Source organism: Arcticibacterium sp. SM2516 (assembly GCF_057914865.1).
Genome location: NZ_CP195290.1, coordinates 4,018,019 through 4,034,550, shown reverse-complemented (window position 1 = coordinate 4,034,550; position 16,532 = coordinate 4,018,019). Strand labels below are relative to the sequence as shown.

Annotated in this window: 12 protein-coding genes; 5 read left to right on the top strand and 7 right to left on the bottom strand. The window is 38.3% G+C overall.

All coding sequences use genetic code 11. The features are described from left to right. Positions 1-16: 16 nt before the first annotated feature. On the bottom strand, positions 17-796 hold the full coding sequence (locus ACSBFT_RS16595; protein ID WP_463048905.1) for a succinate dehydrogenase cytochrome b subunit: 780 nt from the start codon (positions 794-796) through the stop codon (positions 17-19). Between the two features lie 287 nt (positions 797-1,083). Here ACSBFT_RS16595 and ACSBFT_RS16590 point away from each other — a divergent pair, with 287 nt between their 5' ends. Beyond that, the gene (locus ACSBFT_RS16590) at positions 1,084-3,945 is read left to right on the top strand and encodes a T9SS type B sorting domain-containing protein (RefSeq protein ID WP_489601553.1); all 2,862 of its coding nucleotides are present in this window, start codon (positions 1,084-1,086) and stop codon (positions 3,943-3,945) included. Between the two features lie 83 nt (positions 3,946-4,028). On the opposite strand, the gene ACSBFT_RS16585 is transcribed toward ACSBFT_RS16590, so the two are convergent. From ACSBFT_RS16585 to ACSBFT_RS16575, 3 genes are read right to left on the bottom strand one after another with little or no spacing between them, the layout of a single operon-like run. Then, complete coding sequence (locus tag ACSBFT_RS16585) at positions 4,029-5,207, bottom strand: acetyl-CoA C-acyltransferase (RefSeq protein ID WP_489601552.1); 1,179 nt, start codon at positions 5,205-5,207, stop codon at positions 4,029-4,031. Positions 5,208-5,241: 34 nt separating this feature from the next. Further along, positions 5,242-7,650, bottom strand: coding sequence for a 3-hydroxyacyl-CoA dehydrogenase/enoyl-CoA hydratase family protein (locus ACSBFT_RS16580; protein ID WP_489601550.1), 2,409 nt, complete (start codon positions 7,648-7,650; stop codon positions 5,242-5,244). 20 nt (positions 7,651-7,670) lie between these two features. Beyond that, entirely contained in the window at positions 7,671-8,159 is a 489-nt protein-coding gene (locus ACSBFT_RS16575) for a DUF4442 domain-containing protein (protein ID WP_489601549.1), read from the bottom strand. A gap of 184 nt (positions 8,160-8,343) precedes the next feature. Between ACSBFT_RS16575 and ACSBFT_RS16570 the strand changes: the two genes are divergently transcribed. After that, positions 8,344-8,724 (top strand): MerC domain-containing protein, encoded by a 381-nt coding sequence (locus tag ACSBFT_RS16570; protein ID WP_463048910.1) that lies wholly within the window; start codon positions 8,344-8,346, stop codon positions 8,722-8,724. Here ACSBFT_RS16570 and ACSBFT_RS16565 read toward each other — a convergent pair. Beyond that, positions 8,721-9,545, bottom strand: coding sequence for a Rossmann-fold NAD(P)-binding domain-containing protein (locus ACSBFT_RS16565; protein ID WP_489601547.1), 825 nt, complete (start codon positions 9,543-9,545; stop codon positions 8,721-8,723). The two genes, ACSBFT_RS16570 and ACSBFT_RS16565, sit on opposite strands and share 4 nt — an antisense overlap. Positions 9,546-9,587: 42 nt before the next feature. Between ACSBFT_RS16565 and ACSBFT_RS16560 the strand changes: the two genes are divergently transcribed. Continuing rightward, entirely contained in the window at positions 9,588-10,613 is a 1,026-nt protein-coding gene (locus ACSBFT_RS16560; RefSeq protein WP_489601546.1) for an isoaspartyl peptidase/L-asparaginase family protein, read from the top strand. Between the two features lie 127 nt (positions 10,614-10,740). After that, positions 10,741-11,388: a uridine kinase gene (gene udk / locus ACSBFT_RS16555; protein ID WP_489601545.1), complete on the top strand. Its 648-nt coding sequence runs from the start codon at positions 10,741-10,743 to the stop codon at positions 11,386-11,388. Between the two features lie 5 nt (positions 11,389-11,393). On the opposite strand, the gene ACSBFT_RS16550 is transcribed toward udk, so the two are convergent. After that, positions 11,394-12,947 carry a M81 family metallopeptidase gene (locus tag ACSBFT_RS16550; RefSeq protein WP_489601543.1) on the bottom strand — a complete coding sequence of 518 codons (1,554 nt, stop codon included), beginning with the start codon at positions 12,945-12,947 and terminating at the stop codon, positions 11,394-11,396. Positions 12,948-13,113: 166 nt separating this feature from the next. Next, positions 13,114-14,571: a pyruvate kinase gene (gene pyk, locus ACSBFT_RS16545; protein WP_489601542.1), complete on the bottom strand. Its 1,458-nt coding sequence runs from the start codon at positions 14,569-14,571 to the stop codon at positions 13,114-13,116. A 211-nt stretch (positions 14,572-14,782) separates the two neighbouring features. Here pyk and ACSBFT_RS16540 point away from each other — a divergent pair, with 211 nt between their 5' ends. Next, positions 14,783-15,940, top strand: a complete 1,158-nt coding sequence (locus ACSBFT_RS16540) for a 2-isopropylmalate synthase (RefSeq protein ID WP_489601541.1) — start codon at positions 14,783-14,785, stop codon at positions 15,938-15,940. The last annotated feature ends 592 nt before the right edge of the window (positions 15,941-16,532 follow it).

Here is a 16,532-nt window from a genome sequence, read left to right as displayed (position 1 = left end):
TTCTATCTTTTTTAAATTATTTGATTAGAAAATAAACTGGTATGGCCGCAAATGCCAATGGAATGAGAATGGCAAAAATCCATGTTCCCAATTTTTTCACTAATGGGGTATATTTAGGATGGTTAAGTCCTAAGGTTTGGAAGCCACTTTGAAAACCGTGTAATAAATGAAAGCCTAAGGCAGCCATAGATAACACATAGAAAAGCACAAGAAGCGGGTTTGAAAAGGACTCTTCAGCCTCGGCGTATAAATCTTTTACTACCGTAGTTTTTGTACCCTCAGCCTCGTTAAAAGTTTCTAACATTTTTACATGTTGTGTGTAATCCGAAGAAAGCGACTCAATTGAAGTCATTTCTCCAGAAGCTAGGTTTTCAGTGTAACCCACATAAGGAAGGTGACCAAATTTGTATTCATACCAAAAATCTCCCATATGAACAGCTAAATAAACTAGAACGATTGTTCCTAGTATGGCCATTTTTTTACTAGCGAAAGACCCTTGGTTTTTTGACATGGCATAACCCGTTGGTCTTGCTTTTCTATTTTGAAATTCCAGATATAGACCCCAGAACGCATGAAATAAAATAGATGTATATAACAGGTAAGAAACGGTTTTGATTAGCGGATTGCTAGTCATAAAAACGGTGTAAGTGTTGAAGGCGTATCCGCCGTCATCTTTAAATAGTTGGAGGTTACCTACCAAATGAATGATAAGGAAAGTACAAAGAAAAAGCCCAGTCAGAGCCATAAGTACTTTTTTTCCGATTGAGCTATTTAATGTTTTGGTAAGCCAAGACATAAAGTGATTATTTATTTTGGTCAATTATAGAAACCTCTCATACTTAGAATAGTACAAGAATCGAGCTCAAAAGTAAGTACCAAACAGTTTAGAACCAATAAAAAGTGTAATATCAAAAGGCAAATTTTTGATTTTTTTTCTTTCAATATGCAATCGGTTCCATAAGGCTGTAAAATGTATTTGTTTTGATATATTTGAAAAAAACTGTCCATATATTCTTTTGTATGTGAATATTGAAGCGGTAGATGCGTTATTTACAGTATATATATATGATTCTTACAAACTGCATGAATAGATATTTATCCTTTTTCCTCCTCCTGGTTCTGATTATTTGCACTAATCAAGCTCAAGCTACACACTTAAGGGCAGGAGAAATAACCGCCGAAAGAATTTCAAATACATCTTTAACGTATAGAATTACACTCACCACCTATACCGATGAAGTAGGTGGAAAAAGTGCCAATGAGGCTCAAGAGGACGTAGACTTCTATCCAGGTTTTTTAAATAATGGTGTAGTTAGTTATAAAGTACCAAGAAGAGAGAAGGTGCTAATAAGCCCTACAACGGTAAGAAATACGTACGTCACTACCGTGACATTTCCTGGCCCTGGTATATATAAGGTCAGTTGTGGTATACCAAATAGAAATGAGAACACAATAAACCTACCTCAGCCTTCAGACGATATTACGTTTTTTGTGCAGACTACCTTATTTATAAACTCTGCGTTTGGACTTAATAGCACGCCTGTGCTTTTGAATATACCGATTGACTCTGCAGCCGTGGGTGTTAAATTTATTCATAACCCAGGAGCTTTCGACATAGATGGTGATAGTCTTGCTTATAAATTATCTATTCCGATGGAGGACAGACAAGAAGGTAATGGTATTGGCGGAGCTATTAAGGGTTATTTAGATCCAAGCACAGTGGGCACTGCTCCAATAAGAAATGAGGCTGGAACAGGGCCCGCAACTTTTAAGATAGACGCTAGAACGGGAGACTTGACCTGGGATGCTCCTCAGAAAATAGGTCAATATAATGTGGCCTTTATTATTGAAGAATGGCGAAAAGCTCCAGATGGTACTTATGCTAGGATAGGGGTAATAGTACGTGATATGCAGATTATTGTCGTAGAAACTAACAATAAACGACCGGAACTAGAAGTACCAAGTGATTTTTGTGTAGAAGCGGGTGATTTAATAGAATTTGAGGTTATAGCCACGGATAAAAATGCAGATCAAGGTTTAAGGTTAACGACAAACGGCGGTGTTTATAACCTAGATAATAATGGGACTTTTAAGAGATTTATAGCAGACGAGGCCGCTAGTTTTTCTAGCCCTTCTGGTAGCAATAATGTTTCGCCTATTTCAGGCAAGTTTACTTGGCAAACAAACTGTGCACACGTAAGAGAACAGTCTTATGATGTGCTATTCAAAGTAGAAGATTTGCCTGGAAGATTTGTAACACAGCTGGTGGATATTAAAACCATAAAAATAAATATTAACCCTCAAAGGCCAAGAGGATTGACTGGTAAGGAAATAGAGGAGGGCGTGTCTTTAAGTTGGCAGTTATACCCCAAGTGTACCAGAGGAGGGAAAATTCTGGTTTATAGAAAATCTGGCTGTAGTGGTTTAAATCCGGGGGTTTGTGCTCAAGGAATGCCAGACTCTTGGAATTATGTTAAGATTGGTGAAGTAGATCTTGGTGATACCACTTTTGTAGATAAAAATGCTGAAAATGGCCAAATTTATAGTTATAGATTGGTTTCTGAAATAGGTGTTTCGGAGTTCAATACCATGAAGAGCTCACCTTCCACGGAGTTTTGTATCGGTAGTGAGTTGCCCAAAAGAGTTCCTGTAATTACGCATGTGGATGTTCATGAAACAGCTCTCCAGCAAGGAGAAATACTGGTGAAGTGGTCAAGACCAATTGGCTTGGATACGGTAGACTTTAAAGGCCCTTATTCTTACAAGCTTCTTAGAACCCAAGGTTTAGGGGGAGATAAATTCGTTGAGATTGCCTCGATTAATACAACTTTGGGAACCCAGCCGGATACCATTTTTAATGATACGGGTTTAAATACGCAAGAGTTGGTTTATAAATATAAGTTAGCCTTTTATTATGAAGGAGGTAAACTTATGGGTGAGGCACCAGCGGCAACTTCTGTCAGATTAAAAGGGACACCAGACGACAAACAAATTCAACTTTCATGGGAGGCAAATACCCCTTGGTCAAATGATAATCAAACGCATTTGGTTTATAGAGAAGATAAAAATAATCCGGGTGTATTTAATGCGATAGGGGCTGTAGATGTTAAGGGGCCAAATACTTATTCTTATACAGATAAAGGAGAGGATAAATATTTAGCAGATGGCGACCAGTCTATAGTATTGGAAAACAATATTGAATACTGCTATAAAGTAATGACTGTGGGCATATATGGAAATGAGGCGGCCTCTTTTGGGCTTCTAGAGAACAATTCTCAAGAGTTTTGTATGTCTGCTGCTGATAGAACGCCACCATGTCCTTTAGTGATAAATATGGATCAAGTGGATTGCGAAAATCTTTCTCAAGAAGCTTTCTGCGGATCCAACGCTTTTACAAATAAAATTAATTGGAGTACTCCTGAAAATGTAGGTGGAGTAAATTGTAGAAAGGATTTAATAAGATATAATGTTTATTATTCACGTTTTGCAGACGGTAATTTTGAGCAAATTGGCATTACAGAAGGAACGGCCAGACGTTATGAACATATCAAAAATGCTGTAGATGGCTTTGCGGGTTGTTATTATGTCACAGCTGTAAGTATTCTGGGTGTAGAGAGTGAGCCAAGTAATATGGTTTGTGCAGATAACTGCAATAAGATATCATTTCCAAACGTCTTTTCGCCAAATGGTGATGGTAGAAATGATACTTTTCAGCCCATGAATTGTCCTGCTTTTATTAAGTCTATCAGTTATGAAATTTATAATAGACAAGGACTTTTAGTAGCGGAAGGAACGGGACAAAGTTTAAGCTGGGACGGCGTAGGAAGTAATGGTAATGAGCTATCAGTAGGCACTTATTACTACCTTATAAAGGTTCAGTTTAACAGGTTAGAAGAGAACCAAGAAGTCTTTAGCTACAAAGGATACTTAGAGTTGGTAAGATAGAAAGCCAGTTTATTCGTTAGAAATACCATAAAAAAGCCTGAGACATTGTCTCAGGCTAGTGGATTTGTAGGAATCAATCAATCTTACTTTAATAGTTCATAAATACCAGCTACTCCTTGTCCACCTCCTACACAAGCTGTTACAAGACCATATTTTTGATTTCTTCTTCTCATTTCATTCAATATTTGAACGGTAAGTCTACCTCCTGTAGAACCTAAGGCATGTCCAAGTGCAATGGCACCCCCATTTGGATTTAGTATAGCTGGGTCAATGCCCAATTCTTGAACTACTGCTAGAGCTTGAGAAGCAAAAGCTTCGTTCAGTTCTACTTGGTCAATATCTTTTAAGCTTAAGTTAGCTTGCTTGAGTGCTTTGGGTACAGCGTAAACCGGTCCTATTCCCATTATTCTTGGGTCACAACCTGCTACGGCATAAGCGAGCATTTGAGCTACAGGCTCTAGGTTTAATTCCTTTACCATTCTTTCAGACATTACGATGACAAAAGCCGCACCGTCGGAAGTTTGCGAAGAGTTTCCTGCGGTTACACTACCATTGGCAGCAAATACCGGTCTTAGATTCGCTAGTGCTTCCACACTTGTTCCCGGTCTTGGTCCTTCATCTTTTTTAATGATACTTTCTTTGGTTTTCTTTTTACCTGAATTGGCGTCAAAGTAAGTTTCAGTAACGGTGATAGGAACTATCTCTTCATCAAATTTACCCTCAGCTTGAGCCTTTAAAGCTTTCATATGCGATTGATAAGCAAACTCATCTTGGGCTTCGCGAGAAATTTTATAATCCTGAGCTACCTGCTCGGCAGTCAAACCCATGCCTAGATAATAGTCTGGGTTGTCTTTTGCGATTTCATAATTAAGAGCTGTTTTCCATCCCATGGTGGGAACCATAGACATAGATTCTGTTCCTCCTGCTATGATACAGTCAGCCATACCTGCGTTAATCTTACCGGCAGCCATGGCAATGGCTTCAATTCCTGAACCACAATACCTATTAATAGTAACACCGGGAACAGCTACTCCCATTGACAATAGAGAAATATATCTAGCCATCTGCATTCCTTGTTCGGCTTCTGGTACGGCATTTCCAACTATTAAATCATCTACTCTTGAGGGATCTAATTCAGGAACTTGGGCTAATAAGTATTTAATATTTTCTGCCGCTAAGTCATCTGGTCTGGTAAATCTAAATCCACCTCGACCAGCCTTTCCTACGGCTGTTCTATATCCTTTAACAATATATGCTTTCATTTTTTCTTTGTTTAAGTCTAGATTCTGTTAGTGTTTAATTACGCGGTGGCTTACCTGTGGTTAATAAACCTTGCATTCTTTCCATGGTTTTTCTTTCACCTACTAAGCTTAAGAATGCCTCACGTTCTAGATCCAATAAGTAATCTTCAGTTACATTCTGTGCGTAACTTAAATCACCACCAGAGATTACATAAGCGAGCTTGTCCGCGATTAAAGCATCATGGTCTGATATGTAATTGGATAATCTCATGGATCTAATTCCGGCCTTAAATAAAGCTATACCCGCTTTCCCTTGAACTTTGATATCCGTTCTTTTTGAAGGCATCGTGTATCCGTTTTCTGCCAGTTCCACTGCTGCCTGTTTGGCTTCCGCTATTAACCTAGATCTGTTAAGTACGATTTGATCGCGACCTTCTTTGATATAATTCATGGCCATGGCTTCATGAGCAGAGCCAGAAACTTTAGCTTGAGCTATATTCATAAAAGCGGCTTGCAATACATTTAATTCAGAGTCTCCAGGCTTATACATATCTGAGCATCTAAGGGCCATTTCTTTGGTTCCTCCACCACCTGGAATGACACCTACACCTACTTCTACTAATCCCATATAGGTTTCGGCAGCTGCCACTACTTTATCTGCGTGAAGGTTGAGTTCACATCCACCGCCAAGTACCAATGAATGAGCGGCAGTAACTACTGGAATGCTAGAATATCTAGCTCTCATCATGGTTTGTTGGAACTGAGCAATCATCATATTGATTTCATCAAACTCTTGCTCAACGGCATACATAAATAACATGGCTAAGTTTGCCCCAGCAGAAAATGCTTCGTGGCTATCGTTACCTACTACAAGACCTTGGTAGTCTTTTTCTGCCATGTCATAGGCTTTGGTAAGTCCTTCTATAACCTCTGCTCCAAAGGTGTTCATTTTAGAGTGGAATTCTACGCCTAAAATTCCATCACCAAGATCAAAGATAGAAGAGCCTGCATTTTTCCATACAACATTTGTTTTTCTGATGTTGTCTAGGATAATGAAAGATTCTGTTCCAGGAATTACTTTATAAGATTTTGAAGGGATATCAAAATAGAGTCTCTTACCGTCTTCAATCTTATAGAAAGAATCATTTCCGGCTGCTAGCATATCATATACCCAAGCTGCTGGTTTGTTGCCTTCTGTTTCGGCTATTTCTACAAATTTCTTAACCCCTACGGCATCTGCTGTTTCAAAAAGACCCATTTGCCATCCGAATCCAGCTTTGACAGCGTCATCTACTCTAAATAACTCGTCTGCAATTTCTGGGATTCTTAAAGTGGCATATTTGAAACTATCTGTAAGCGTTTTTCTATAGAATGATCCAGCGATATCTTTTCCTGCTAAGAGTACACTAAATCTATCTCCAAGTCTGTCGATACTTTTGGTAGCGTCTAAAGTGGCAAACTTAACTTTTTCGGTAGGTCTATAATCTAATGTGTTGAAGTCTAGAGCTAAAATTTCAGTTCTGCCTTTTTCATCTTTCGTTTTCTTGTAAAAGCCCTGACCGGTTTTATCTCCAAGCCATTTTTTTTCCATGAGGCTGGCCATAATAGGAGGAAGCTCAAACGCGGAAGACGACTCGTCATTGGTAAGTGTTGCTTTTAAGTTATTACAAACATTTACGGTGGTGTCTAATCCAACTACATCCGATAATCTGAATGAACCAGATTTAGGACGACCCACCACTGGGCCTGTTAATTTATCTACTTGTTCTACCGTAAGACCCATCTCTTCGGCAGTTCTTATGGTCTGAACCATGGCATAGATACCCAGACGGTTGGCTATGAAAGCAGGGGTGTCTTTACATAATACCGTTTGCTTTCCTAAGTATAGGTCTCCATAGTGCATTAGGAAATCTATGATTGCTTGGTCTGTTTTTGGGCCAGGAATTATTTCCAATAGCCTTAAATACCTAGGTGGATTGAAAAAGTGGGTGCCACAGAAATGTTTCTGAAAGTCTTCGCTTCTGCCTTCAGACATCAGGTGAATTGGAATCCCTGAAGTATTAGAACTCACCAGCGTTCCAGGTTTTCTATGAGCTTCTACTTTTTCGTATATGATTTTTTTGATGTCCAATCTTTCTACAACAACTTCTATGATCCAGTCAACATCTTTTATTTTAACCATGTCGTCATCAAAGTTTCCTAGAGAAACTCTTTTAAAAACATCATTATCGTAAGTAGAATTTGGTTTTCCTTTTACCGCAGCAGTAAAAAGGTCTGTTACAATTCTGTTTCTAACATATGGGGAATTGGTGTCTAGTCCTTTAGCTTTCTCGGCATCATTAGGTTCTCTTGGAACCATATCAAGCAATAAAACCTGACAGCCAATATTGGCAAAATGAAGAGCTATTCTGCTTCCCATTATACCTGCACCCAATACGGCTACTTTGTTTATTTTTCTATTCATTGTGATATTTAATTATCTATTTATTTCTTAGGAATCCAAGCCCAGTTCATGGTGGCTTGAATCACTTCTAGTCCTGTTTCATCTGTAACTCTTAAAGGAACGCTGAGATTTCCTTTTTCGTCATTTCGTATTTGTTCAATTTGCTCATGAGTTAACTCAGCCACTGCTTTTTGAGCTCCTTGACTTCTCTTTATAAAGTTAACACTTAAGTCCTTTATTAAAGGAAGCTTGTCGTCTGGGATATTCATACCAACCACCATACCCGTAGCAGTTTCTGCTAAAAGTGTGGTGGCGGCAGCGTGTATTTGTCCAACATGATTCTGGACTTTTTTATTGTTATGAAGTATAACTACGACCTTTTGACATGTCATCTCTTCAAAATGTATTCCAGCAGTGCCGACAAACTTGACCACATTGCCAATGGCTCTATCCAACATCCATGGTATGAAAACCTTTGGAAGTTTGCTTACTTTAGAAATATTGCGATTGAGTCGATTGTTATATTCCATTTTGAAAAGGTATGCTAGCATACTGTTGTAAAATTATCAACTTTCAAATTGTTATGCAAGCATACTATTGAATAAAAAGATTTTTCTTTGTAGCACTTGGATTATTAAAAGAATGCGTTTCTTTTTGCAATATTGTTGCATTTAGTATTACTTTTGCATCGCTGTTGCATTTATGAATTAGGAAATGAAAAAATTTATTCAGAAACATTCGCACATATTGCATAAAGTAGGCTTGAGCCTTTCCTTTGTATGTGCAATTCATTGTTTGGCTATGCCCTTTCTTTTGATCGCTATTCCTCTTTTGGGGACTAGCTTTTTTAATGAAAAGGTGGAGATGGTTTTGATAGGCCTAAGTTTGGTTATAGGCTTTTTTGTGCTTTTAAAAGATTATAAGCACCACGATAATGTATGGCCGCTTGCTTTTCTTGGATTCTCCTTTTTGATAACTGTTTTATTTAGTCTTTTTATTCACAATCACCTTTTACTTTCTTTAAGCTCCGTAAGTATGGCTGCGGCCTATTTTTATAATTGGAGATTGCACAGGAATATGTGTTCACATCCTTAATATGGAAATCCTAAAGGGTTTGGGTATAGGAAATTATAATTAAGAAGCGTTTCAAGTTTTTCTCCGTTAATAATTTTGTAAGCTTCTTCTTTTTCTGATTCAATAAATTCAGGCTCTTCCAATTCTTGAGTTTGGCAGCAGGCAGCCATAACTTCTTTTCGGGAAGGGTGCTTTGGAGCAGTGACGTTCAATGTTTGGTTCCAGATGTTTTTCGCAATGATTTCTTCAATAATACCAATGACATCATCCCTAAAAATATAATTAACTGGCGTACTGCCATTTGTTAAACCTTTTTTACCTGCGTAATATTTACATGGTATTCTTCCATATCCCATTAATCCACTGAGTCTAAGAATGGTCAATCTATCGGAGAATTGACTTCTTAATATTTCTTCGGCTTTATATAAGGGGTTTTTTACGTTGACATCCTTTTCTTTCATTGCTCTATTTTCTGAATTATAGACAGAAGAACTGCTGGTGAATAGGATTTTGGTTTCTTTATTCCTTTTTAAAATTTGAGCCAGGGTTTCTAGCTGAGCCCAATATTGTTCTTCACCCTGGGATCTTAATCTTGGAGGGAAGCAAACGACTAGGATATTAGAATCAAAGAATCTGGGGTCTAACTCTTTGGTATCCAAATTAATAAGGAAAGGAGAACTACCATTTTCTGAAATCTCAATTAGTCGCTCTGGAGAGGTTGTGCTCCCACAAACCGTATATCCTTTGGATGATAATTGTTTGCCTAAAGGCAAACCCAACCAGCCAGATCCTAAAATTGAGATTGAAATTTCTTTTAGATTGTTTTCTTGAATATTTTGCATAGAATAAAACCGACCGCTCTTTATTTAAATAACAAATTAAGTATGAAAAAATTAGTGATCGTGTTTTATTTCTTCATAAGTCAGCTTTCGGCTCAAGAAAACTTTGCACTTGTGATTCATGGTGGAGCAGGAACTATCACCAGAGAAAACCTAAGTCCAGAAATGGAAAAGGCTTATCAAGTGACACTAGATGAAGCTTTGACAGCAGGTTATAAAGAGCTTGAAAATGGGAAATCGGCCTTGGATGCGGTTGTAAAAGCTATTCAAGTGATGGAAAGTTCTCCCTTATTTAATGCCGCCAAAGGGGCGGTATTTACGCACGAAGGGAAAAATGAACTAGACGCTTCCATTATGGATGGAAAAGATCTTAGTGCTGGGGCGGTAGCTGGAGTTGGAAACATTAAGAGTCCAATTTTAGCAGCTAGAGCTGTTATGGAAAGATCTGAACATGTGCTGTTGGCAGGAAGGGGTGCAGAAGAGTTTGCCAAAGAGCAAGGTTTAGAAATAGTCGATAGCTCTTACTTCTTTACCGAAAGACGATGGAATTCCCTTCAAAATGCGATAAAGAAAGATGCCATCGAATTAGACCACTCTGAGGAGAAACCTAAGAAGTCTTCTTTTAACTATAGTGTACCTGAAGATTACAAATTTGGAACGGTAGGCTGTGTGGCATTGGATAAACAGGGCAACTTGGCCGCAGGAACATCTACGGGAGGAATGACAAATAAAAGATGGAATAGAGTAGGGGATAGTCCGATTATAGGTGCAGGAACTTATGCGAATAACCAAACCTGTGCGGTGTCTGCTACAGGACATGGAGAGTACTTTATCAGATCTGTGGTGGCCTATGACATTTCTGCTTTAATGGAGTATAAAAATTTAAGTCTTGAACAAGCAGCGGATGAAGTAGTTATGAATAAGCTGGTGAAGCGTGGAGGGACAGGTGGTATTATTGCTATTGATAAAAACGGGAACATTGCCATGCCTTTTAATACGAAAGGTATGTATAGAGGATTTATGAAATCAACAGGAGAAAAGAACATTTCTATCTATAAAGAAGGTCTTTAAAAGGCATTAACCATTGGGATTTATTAGTTTTGCGGCTGGATTAGAGATAATTACGAAATGAGCACTGTGATATCATTTCACAGTGTATCTTCATTAACATAAAAACTTCTGGGAAATTAGATTTAAAATGGCTGAAATTCAATCTAGTGTTCAACGCAAAAAACCTTTTGTAATTGGTATAACTGGGGGTAGTGCCTCTGGAAAAACTTTTTTTCTTAAAAGTTTATTGAAAGATTTTACAGAAGATGAGGTGTGTCTTATTTCTCAAGATAATTATTATCGCATTAATAAGGAGATTCCTCGTGACACCAATGACATTGAAAATTACGACTTACCCGAATGTATAAACTTTGAACTTTATGCGGAGCATATTAAAAGTTTAATAAAAGGAGAAACCGTAGAGCATGTAGAATATACATTTAATAACCCTACTGTTGTTCCAGAAACGCTCGTGCACAAAACAGCTCCTATTATTGTGGTGGAAGGTTTGTTTGTTTTTTACGAGCCAACGTTATCGGAACTTTTAGACCTTAAGGTTTTTATTGATGCCAGAGAAAAAGTGAAAATCAAGCGTAGGATTAAACGCGATAATGAGGTTAGAGGTTACGATATGGAAGATGTGCTTTATAGATGGGAAAACCATGTAAGGCCAACATACAACAAGTTTATCAAACCTACCAAAAAGACCGCTGATGTGGTCATTAATAATAATGACCACTTCGAGAACGGACTTTGGATGCTAACCACCTTTGTAAGATCCTTGCTTAATAGCTAATACTTTTACATATCCGAAGACGGGATAAACTGCGTAGATAAATTTGGCGTTTCCATGTTCTTATCTAATGGGAACATAGGTCTTTTTATCCTTTTGTAATCTAGTTTTTCCAAATCTTGGTTAACACCACCAGGAGTTAAAGCCATAATCCAATCGGCTCTCACATCATAAAGCTCGGGTACTAGGTATCCTATTTTTACGATTACGATGTCTGCTTCTTTTGGGTTCAAACCTAGGTTTGTGAAGTCTTTCACGTAGTGGTAAGGCTTTCTTTTCTTGGTTACAATAACTCTGACAGAACCTACTTTCACGACCACCGCTACTTCCGCTGTTTTGTCTTGGTCGTCAATGGCTTCAACGGTTCCAACAAGCCTTACAGGTGGGGCAAATCTGTGGTCTACTTGTGCACCAACTAGTGCATCTACTTTTCCACCTACGCCCGCTTTTATAGCGGCTTCGATTAATTCAGGACCAGGAATGGATGCATAAATCAAGATGGGTCCATTCTCCGTTTTGAATTCGGGTCTATCCAATATTTCTTTTAAAGTCCATGTGACATCACCCGCACCACCTGCAGTAGGGTTGTCGCCTGAGTCGCTGATTAAAAAAGGTTGGTTGGTGCTTTTAACTGCTAGATCGAGGCTTTCTTTTAAAGAGCCTACTGGAGAAACAAAGTCAAATTCGTTTCTAGCATCCCAAAAGCTTTTTGCCAATGATTCGGCAGATTCACTTACCGCTTGCTCATCATCTCCGGTTACCATCACGACAGCATGATTTCTAGGCTCGTCGGCCCAAGCATAACCTACCCATATAGCGGCGTCAATAATTCCTTCTTTTTTGGTTATAGGATCTATAGCGGCATAAATTGATTTAGCGGGCTCTACTCTAGTACTTGTTTTTTCTCCTGGAAGAAGAATCGGCACAGGTATCCACGCTTTAAACTTTGGTTTACCTTTCCCGCTTTTTAATCTGTCAACAAGGTTGGCTACGGCTCTTCTTTTCGTGTCCATGGCATCTTCGTGTGGTGCCATACGGTAGCATGTTATAAGGTCTGTGTTTTGTGCCAATCGTTCTGATACATTACCATGCAAATCCATAGAAGTAGAAATGATTGGTTCTTTGCCAATAACTTCTCTAATTCGGACGATGAAATCTCCTTCAGGATCGTCGAGTCCTACGACACTCATGGCACCATGAATGTCAAAAAAAACGGCATCGTAAGGCAAACCTTTTTTTAGTAACTCTAATGTTTGCGTGACCAAAGATTCATAGGCCTCGTTTGTTACGGCTCCTCCGGGTATGGCTCTTCCTATAAGAGTAGGTATCCACTCTGCCTCATTTCTTAAAATGGAATCCTTGGCAAAAAATGGATAAATGTCGAAGATTTCGCTATCGTATTTAGCTCTAAAAGAAGCTTCATCAGAAAGAGCAGGAGAAAATGTGCTGGATTCTATGGCCAACCCTGCAATGGCTATTCTAGGGAGTTTGTCTGATTTGCTTTCCTCAGAGCCACAAGAGAACAGCAGAATGGGTAGGAGGGCTAAGAAATATCGTTTCATTTTATGGGTTTGTTAGAACGGTTGAATATTCAATTTAAGAATTTGTTCTATAAAAAATGTGAATTGAAGTAAACTCCTTAGACTTGCAATACTTTTACTTAGAAAATGAAAAAGCCTTGACTCCGGAGAATCAAGGCTTTCATGTAATTCTTAAATAAGAAAAGAATTACCTCACAACGCTAAGTCTAACCGTATTTGTACGGTTGTCGGCCAATAAAGGCACGCTAAGCGTATTAATAAACTTATCTCCTTTCTCTAGTTTGCCTTCTTCTATAAGGAAGTTCATAGCCGCATCTACCAGATTGTTCTCGTGGTTGTTGGGCATTCTTTCAGAGGAGAAAACTTCTACACCGGAGTAAAGGCTTAGTTGCGTAAGCAATTTAGGATTAGATGTGAAAATATAAATGTTTGCTTTTGGTCTATGATGAGATAACCTTACAGCAGTGTATCCAGAGGTAGTATAACCAATAATGGCTTTAACATCTAAATCTCTGGCAAGTCTACAACCCATCATAATCACGTTATCGTTATCCTTGTCTTCAGACTGGTAATCAGCACGGGTAACGCGGGTATGGTGTTTAAAGTATAGATCTTCTTTTTGAGCATTCAGCTCAACTTGCTCGATGGTTTTAGCCATGGTCTCTACAGCCAATAAAGGGTATTTACCCGCAGCAGATTCACCACTAAGCATAACGGCATCTGCACCGTCCCAAACGGCGTTAGCTACATCACCAATCTCCGCTCTTGTGGCACGAGGATTGTCAATCATACTTTCTAGCATTTGCGTAGCTACAATAACAGGCTTGGCGGCTAGGTTACATTTTCTTACCAATTCCTTTTGGATGATTGGCACCTCTTCACCAGGCATTTCAACACCCAAATCTCCACGAGCTACCATGATGGCATCAACAGCCTCAATGATAGAGTCCATATTCTCTATAGCCTCTGGTTTCTCTATTTTGGCGATTACCTTAGCAGAGCTTCCTTTGCTTTTGATATATTCTTTTATATCAATAATTTCTTTAGCAGTTCTAACGAAAGAAAGAGCTATCCAATCTACATCGTGCTTAAGACCGAATTCTAAATCTTCCCAGTCTTTTTCTGTTACAGAAGGCTGAGAAATATTAGTGTTCGGTAGGTTAACTCCTTTCTTTTGCTTTAAAAGACCTCCGTATACTACTTCCGTAATTACTTCTTGCTTTTCTTTATCAATGGCAACAACCTTTACTTCTAACTTACCGTCGTCCATAAGAATACGCTCACCTATCTTCACATCTTGGTACATGCCTTTGTAAGGTGTACTCACTCTATCAGCGTTTCCTACTACCGTGTCATTGGTGAAGATAAACTGATTGCCCTCTATAAGTTCTACTCCAGCGTTTCCGCCTTCCATTTCACCAACTCTAATTTTTGGACCTTGTAAATCTTGAAGAATGGCACACTTTAGATTATGCTCTTTATTGATCTTTCTAATTCTTTCTAATCTAGTTAAATGCTCTTGGTGATCACCATGAGAGAAGTTTAATCTAAATACATTTACTCCGGCATTTGCCAGTTTAAGCAACATCTCTTCACTTTCTGAGGCGGGGCCTACGGTTGCTACAATTTTGGTTTTTTTGTACATAAACTGTTATGTTATTGTCTTTGGCGTAAATTTCGACGTAAAAGTAGGAATATTAAGGGATATGGCTAGAATAATATTTCAGTATCTGAAGTCAGATTTAGCATATTATTCCTATTTGTCCTTGAATGAGGCGTAAAATTATAAATGACCTTTGGTATCTCCTATTTTTGTATAGTCCTTTAAATGAAATTAGTTCAGAAAGTTTATTATAATGAGCAAGCAGATATACATTTTTGATACCACATTGCGTGATGGAGAGCAGGTTCCTGGCTGTCAATTGAATATTGATGAGAAGGTAATGATTGCCAAAAGGCTAGATGATTTAGGTGTGGATATCATTGAAGCCGGGTTTCCTGTTTCCAGTCCAGGAGACTTTAAATCTGTCGTAGCGGTTTCGAAGGTGGTGGAGAATGCCACGGTTTGTGGACTCACAAGAGCGGTAAAAAATGATATAGAGGTGGCTGCCGAGGCACTTAAACATGCCAGAAGGCCAAGAATCCATACGGGTATAGGTTCTTCAGACATTCATATTAGACACAAGTTTAGTAGCAATCGGGATGAAATTCTAGAAAGAGGAGTAGAAGCAGTAAAATATGCTAAAACCTTTGTGGAAGATGTGGAGTTTTATGCTGAAGATGCTGGACGAGCAGATTTAGAATTTTTAGCGAGACTTACAGAGGCGGTTATTAAGGCAGGTGCCACCGTAGTTAACTTACCAGATACTACAGGATATTTATTGCCATCGGTTATGTATGATAGAGTTCATTATTTAATGAATAATGTGCCAAATATAGATAAGGCTATATTGTCAATGCATTGTCATAATGACTTAGGTATGGCTACCGCTAATACTATAGCTGGAGTTCAAGCTGGAGTCAGGCAAGTAGAGGTTACGATAAATGGAATAGGAGAAAGGGCTGGAAATACTTCTTTGGAAGAAGTGGCCATGATACTTAAAGTGCATAAGGAACTAGACTGTTATACTAATATCAAAAGCGAAATGCTATACCCGCTTAGTAAATTGGTGGAAGATACTATGCGTATGCCTGTTCAGTCGAATAAAGCTATTGTAGGAAGAAATGCTTTTGCTCACTCTTCTGGGATACACCAAGATGGTTTCTTAAAGCATGCCGAAAATTATGAGATAATGACACCTCAGTCTGTTGGGGTTGATAAATCAGATATTGTTTTAACAGCAAGAAGTGGAAGGCATGCTCTAAGACATAGATTGGCGATATTAGGTTTTGATATTGCTAAATCAGAGGCAGACGAGATTTATAAGGAGTTTTTAGATCTTGCAGATAGAATCAAAGTGGTGAATGACAAAGATCTTGTTTCTTTAATGAAAGGACTTTCTCTACCCGCTTAGCAATAGGCTTAATAAATATTTAGGCTTTCCCATAGGCAGGGAAGGCCTTTTTTTTGCCCAAATCGTCTTGTTAACAGCTAATTTATTGACGGTTGTTTGCGTAAAAATAGCGATGCGAGTTGTCAGTTCATCTAGCTAAGTACCAATTGACTATTAGTAAAAACGACACCATAAATTAATAAACTTAAGTATAACCTTTACCGCAGGGGGCTCTACAATTTGCCGGTTTAGTCTATTGAAAATACCCTTTTGATATTTGTTTTTCCCAAGCCAGAGCCTTCCTTATAGGTGATTTTTTCTTGGGAACTCGTTTAGTGATTTTTCTTTCTTTAAGCTTCTGATAGTTAGTGTTTAATGTCAATTATTTTTTGATTTACCTCCAAGAGTAGATGCTGATAATTTTGGAATTTTCTACAGTGAACGTGCCTTCGGTCTCATTTGCTACCTAACTATATGGTATAGTTTTTGTCAACTATCATATTGACTATAAAAACTAACTGTTTTTATGTATGAAAGCTGCTTTATTCCAATTAGTTACCATTGTTTTTTTTGAAGGAAACAAAAAAGAAAACTAACAAATCAGAGATGAAGC

Bases quoted from the DNA above. Each gene is read 5' to 3' on its own strand.
- ACSBFT_RS16550 (WP_489601543.1), bottom strand. From the start codon at position 12,947: ATGAAACGATATTTCTTAGCCCTCCTACCCATTCTGCTGTTCTCTTGT.
- pyk (WP_489601542.1), bottom strand. From the start codon at position 14,571: ATGTACAAAAAAACCAAAATTGTAGCAACCGTAGGCCCCGCCTCAGAA.
- ACSBFT_RS16540 (WP_489601541.1), top strand. From the start codon at position 14,783: ATGAGCAAGCAGATATACATTTTTGATACCACATTGCGTGATGGAGAG.
- ACSBFT_RS16575 (WP_489601549.1), bottom strand. From the start codon at position 8,159: ATGGAATATAACAATCGACTCAATCGCAATATTTCTAAAGTAAGCAAA.
- ACSBFT_RS16565 (WP_489601547.1), bottom strand. From the start codon at position 9,545: ATGCAAAATATTCAAGAAAACAATCTAAAAGAAATTTCAATCTCAATT.
- ACSBFT_RS16595 (WP_463048905.1), bottom strand. From the start codon at position 796: ATGTCTTGGCTTACCAAAACATTAAATAGCTCAATCGGAAAAAAAGTA.
- ACSBFT_RS16560 (WP_489601546.1), top strand. From the start codon at position 9,588: ATGAAAAAATTAGTGATCGTGTTTTATTTCTTCATAAGTCAGCTTTCG.
- ACSBFT_RS16580 (WP_489601550.1), bottom strand. From the start codon at position 7,650: ATGAATAGAAAAATAAACAAAGTAGCCGTATTGGGTGCAGGTATAATG.
- ACSBFT_RS16590 (WP_489601553.1), top strand. From the start codon at position 1,084: ATGAATAGATATTTATCCTTTTTCCTCCTCCTGGTTCTGATTATTTGC.
- ACSBFT_RS16585 (WP_489601552.1), bottom strand. From the start codon at position 5,207: ATGAAAGCATATATTGTTAAAGGATATAGAACAGCCGTAGGAAAGGCT.
- ACSBFT_RS16570 (WP_463048910.1), top strand. From the start codon at position 8,344: ATGAAAAAATTTATTCAGAAACATTCGCACATATTGCATAAAGTAGGC.
- udk (WP_489601545.1), top strand. From the start codon at position 10,741: ATGGCTGAAATTCAATCTAGTGTTCAACGCAAAAAACCTTTTGTAATT.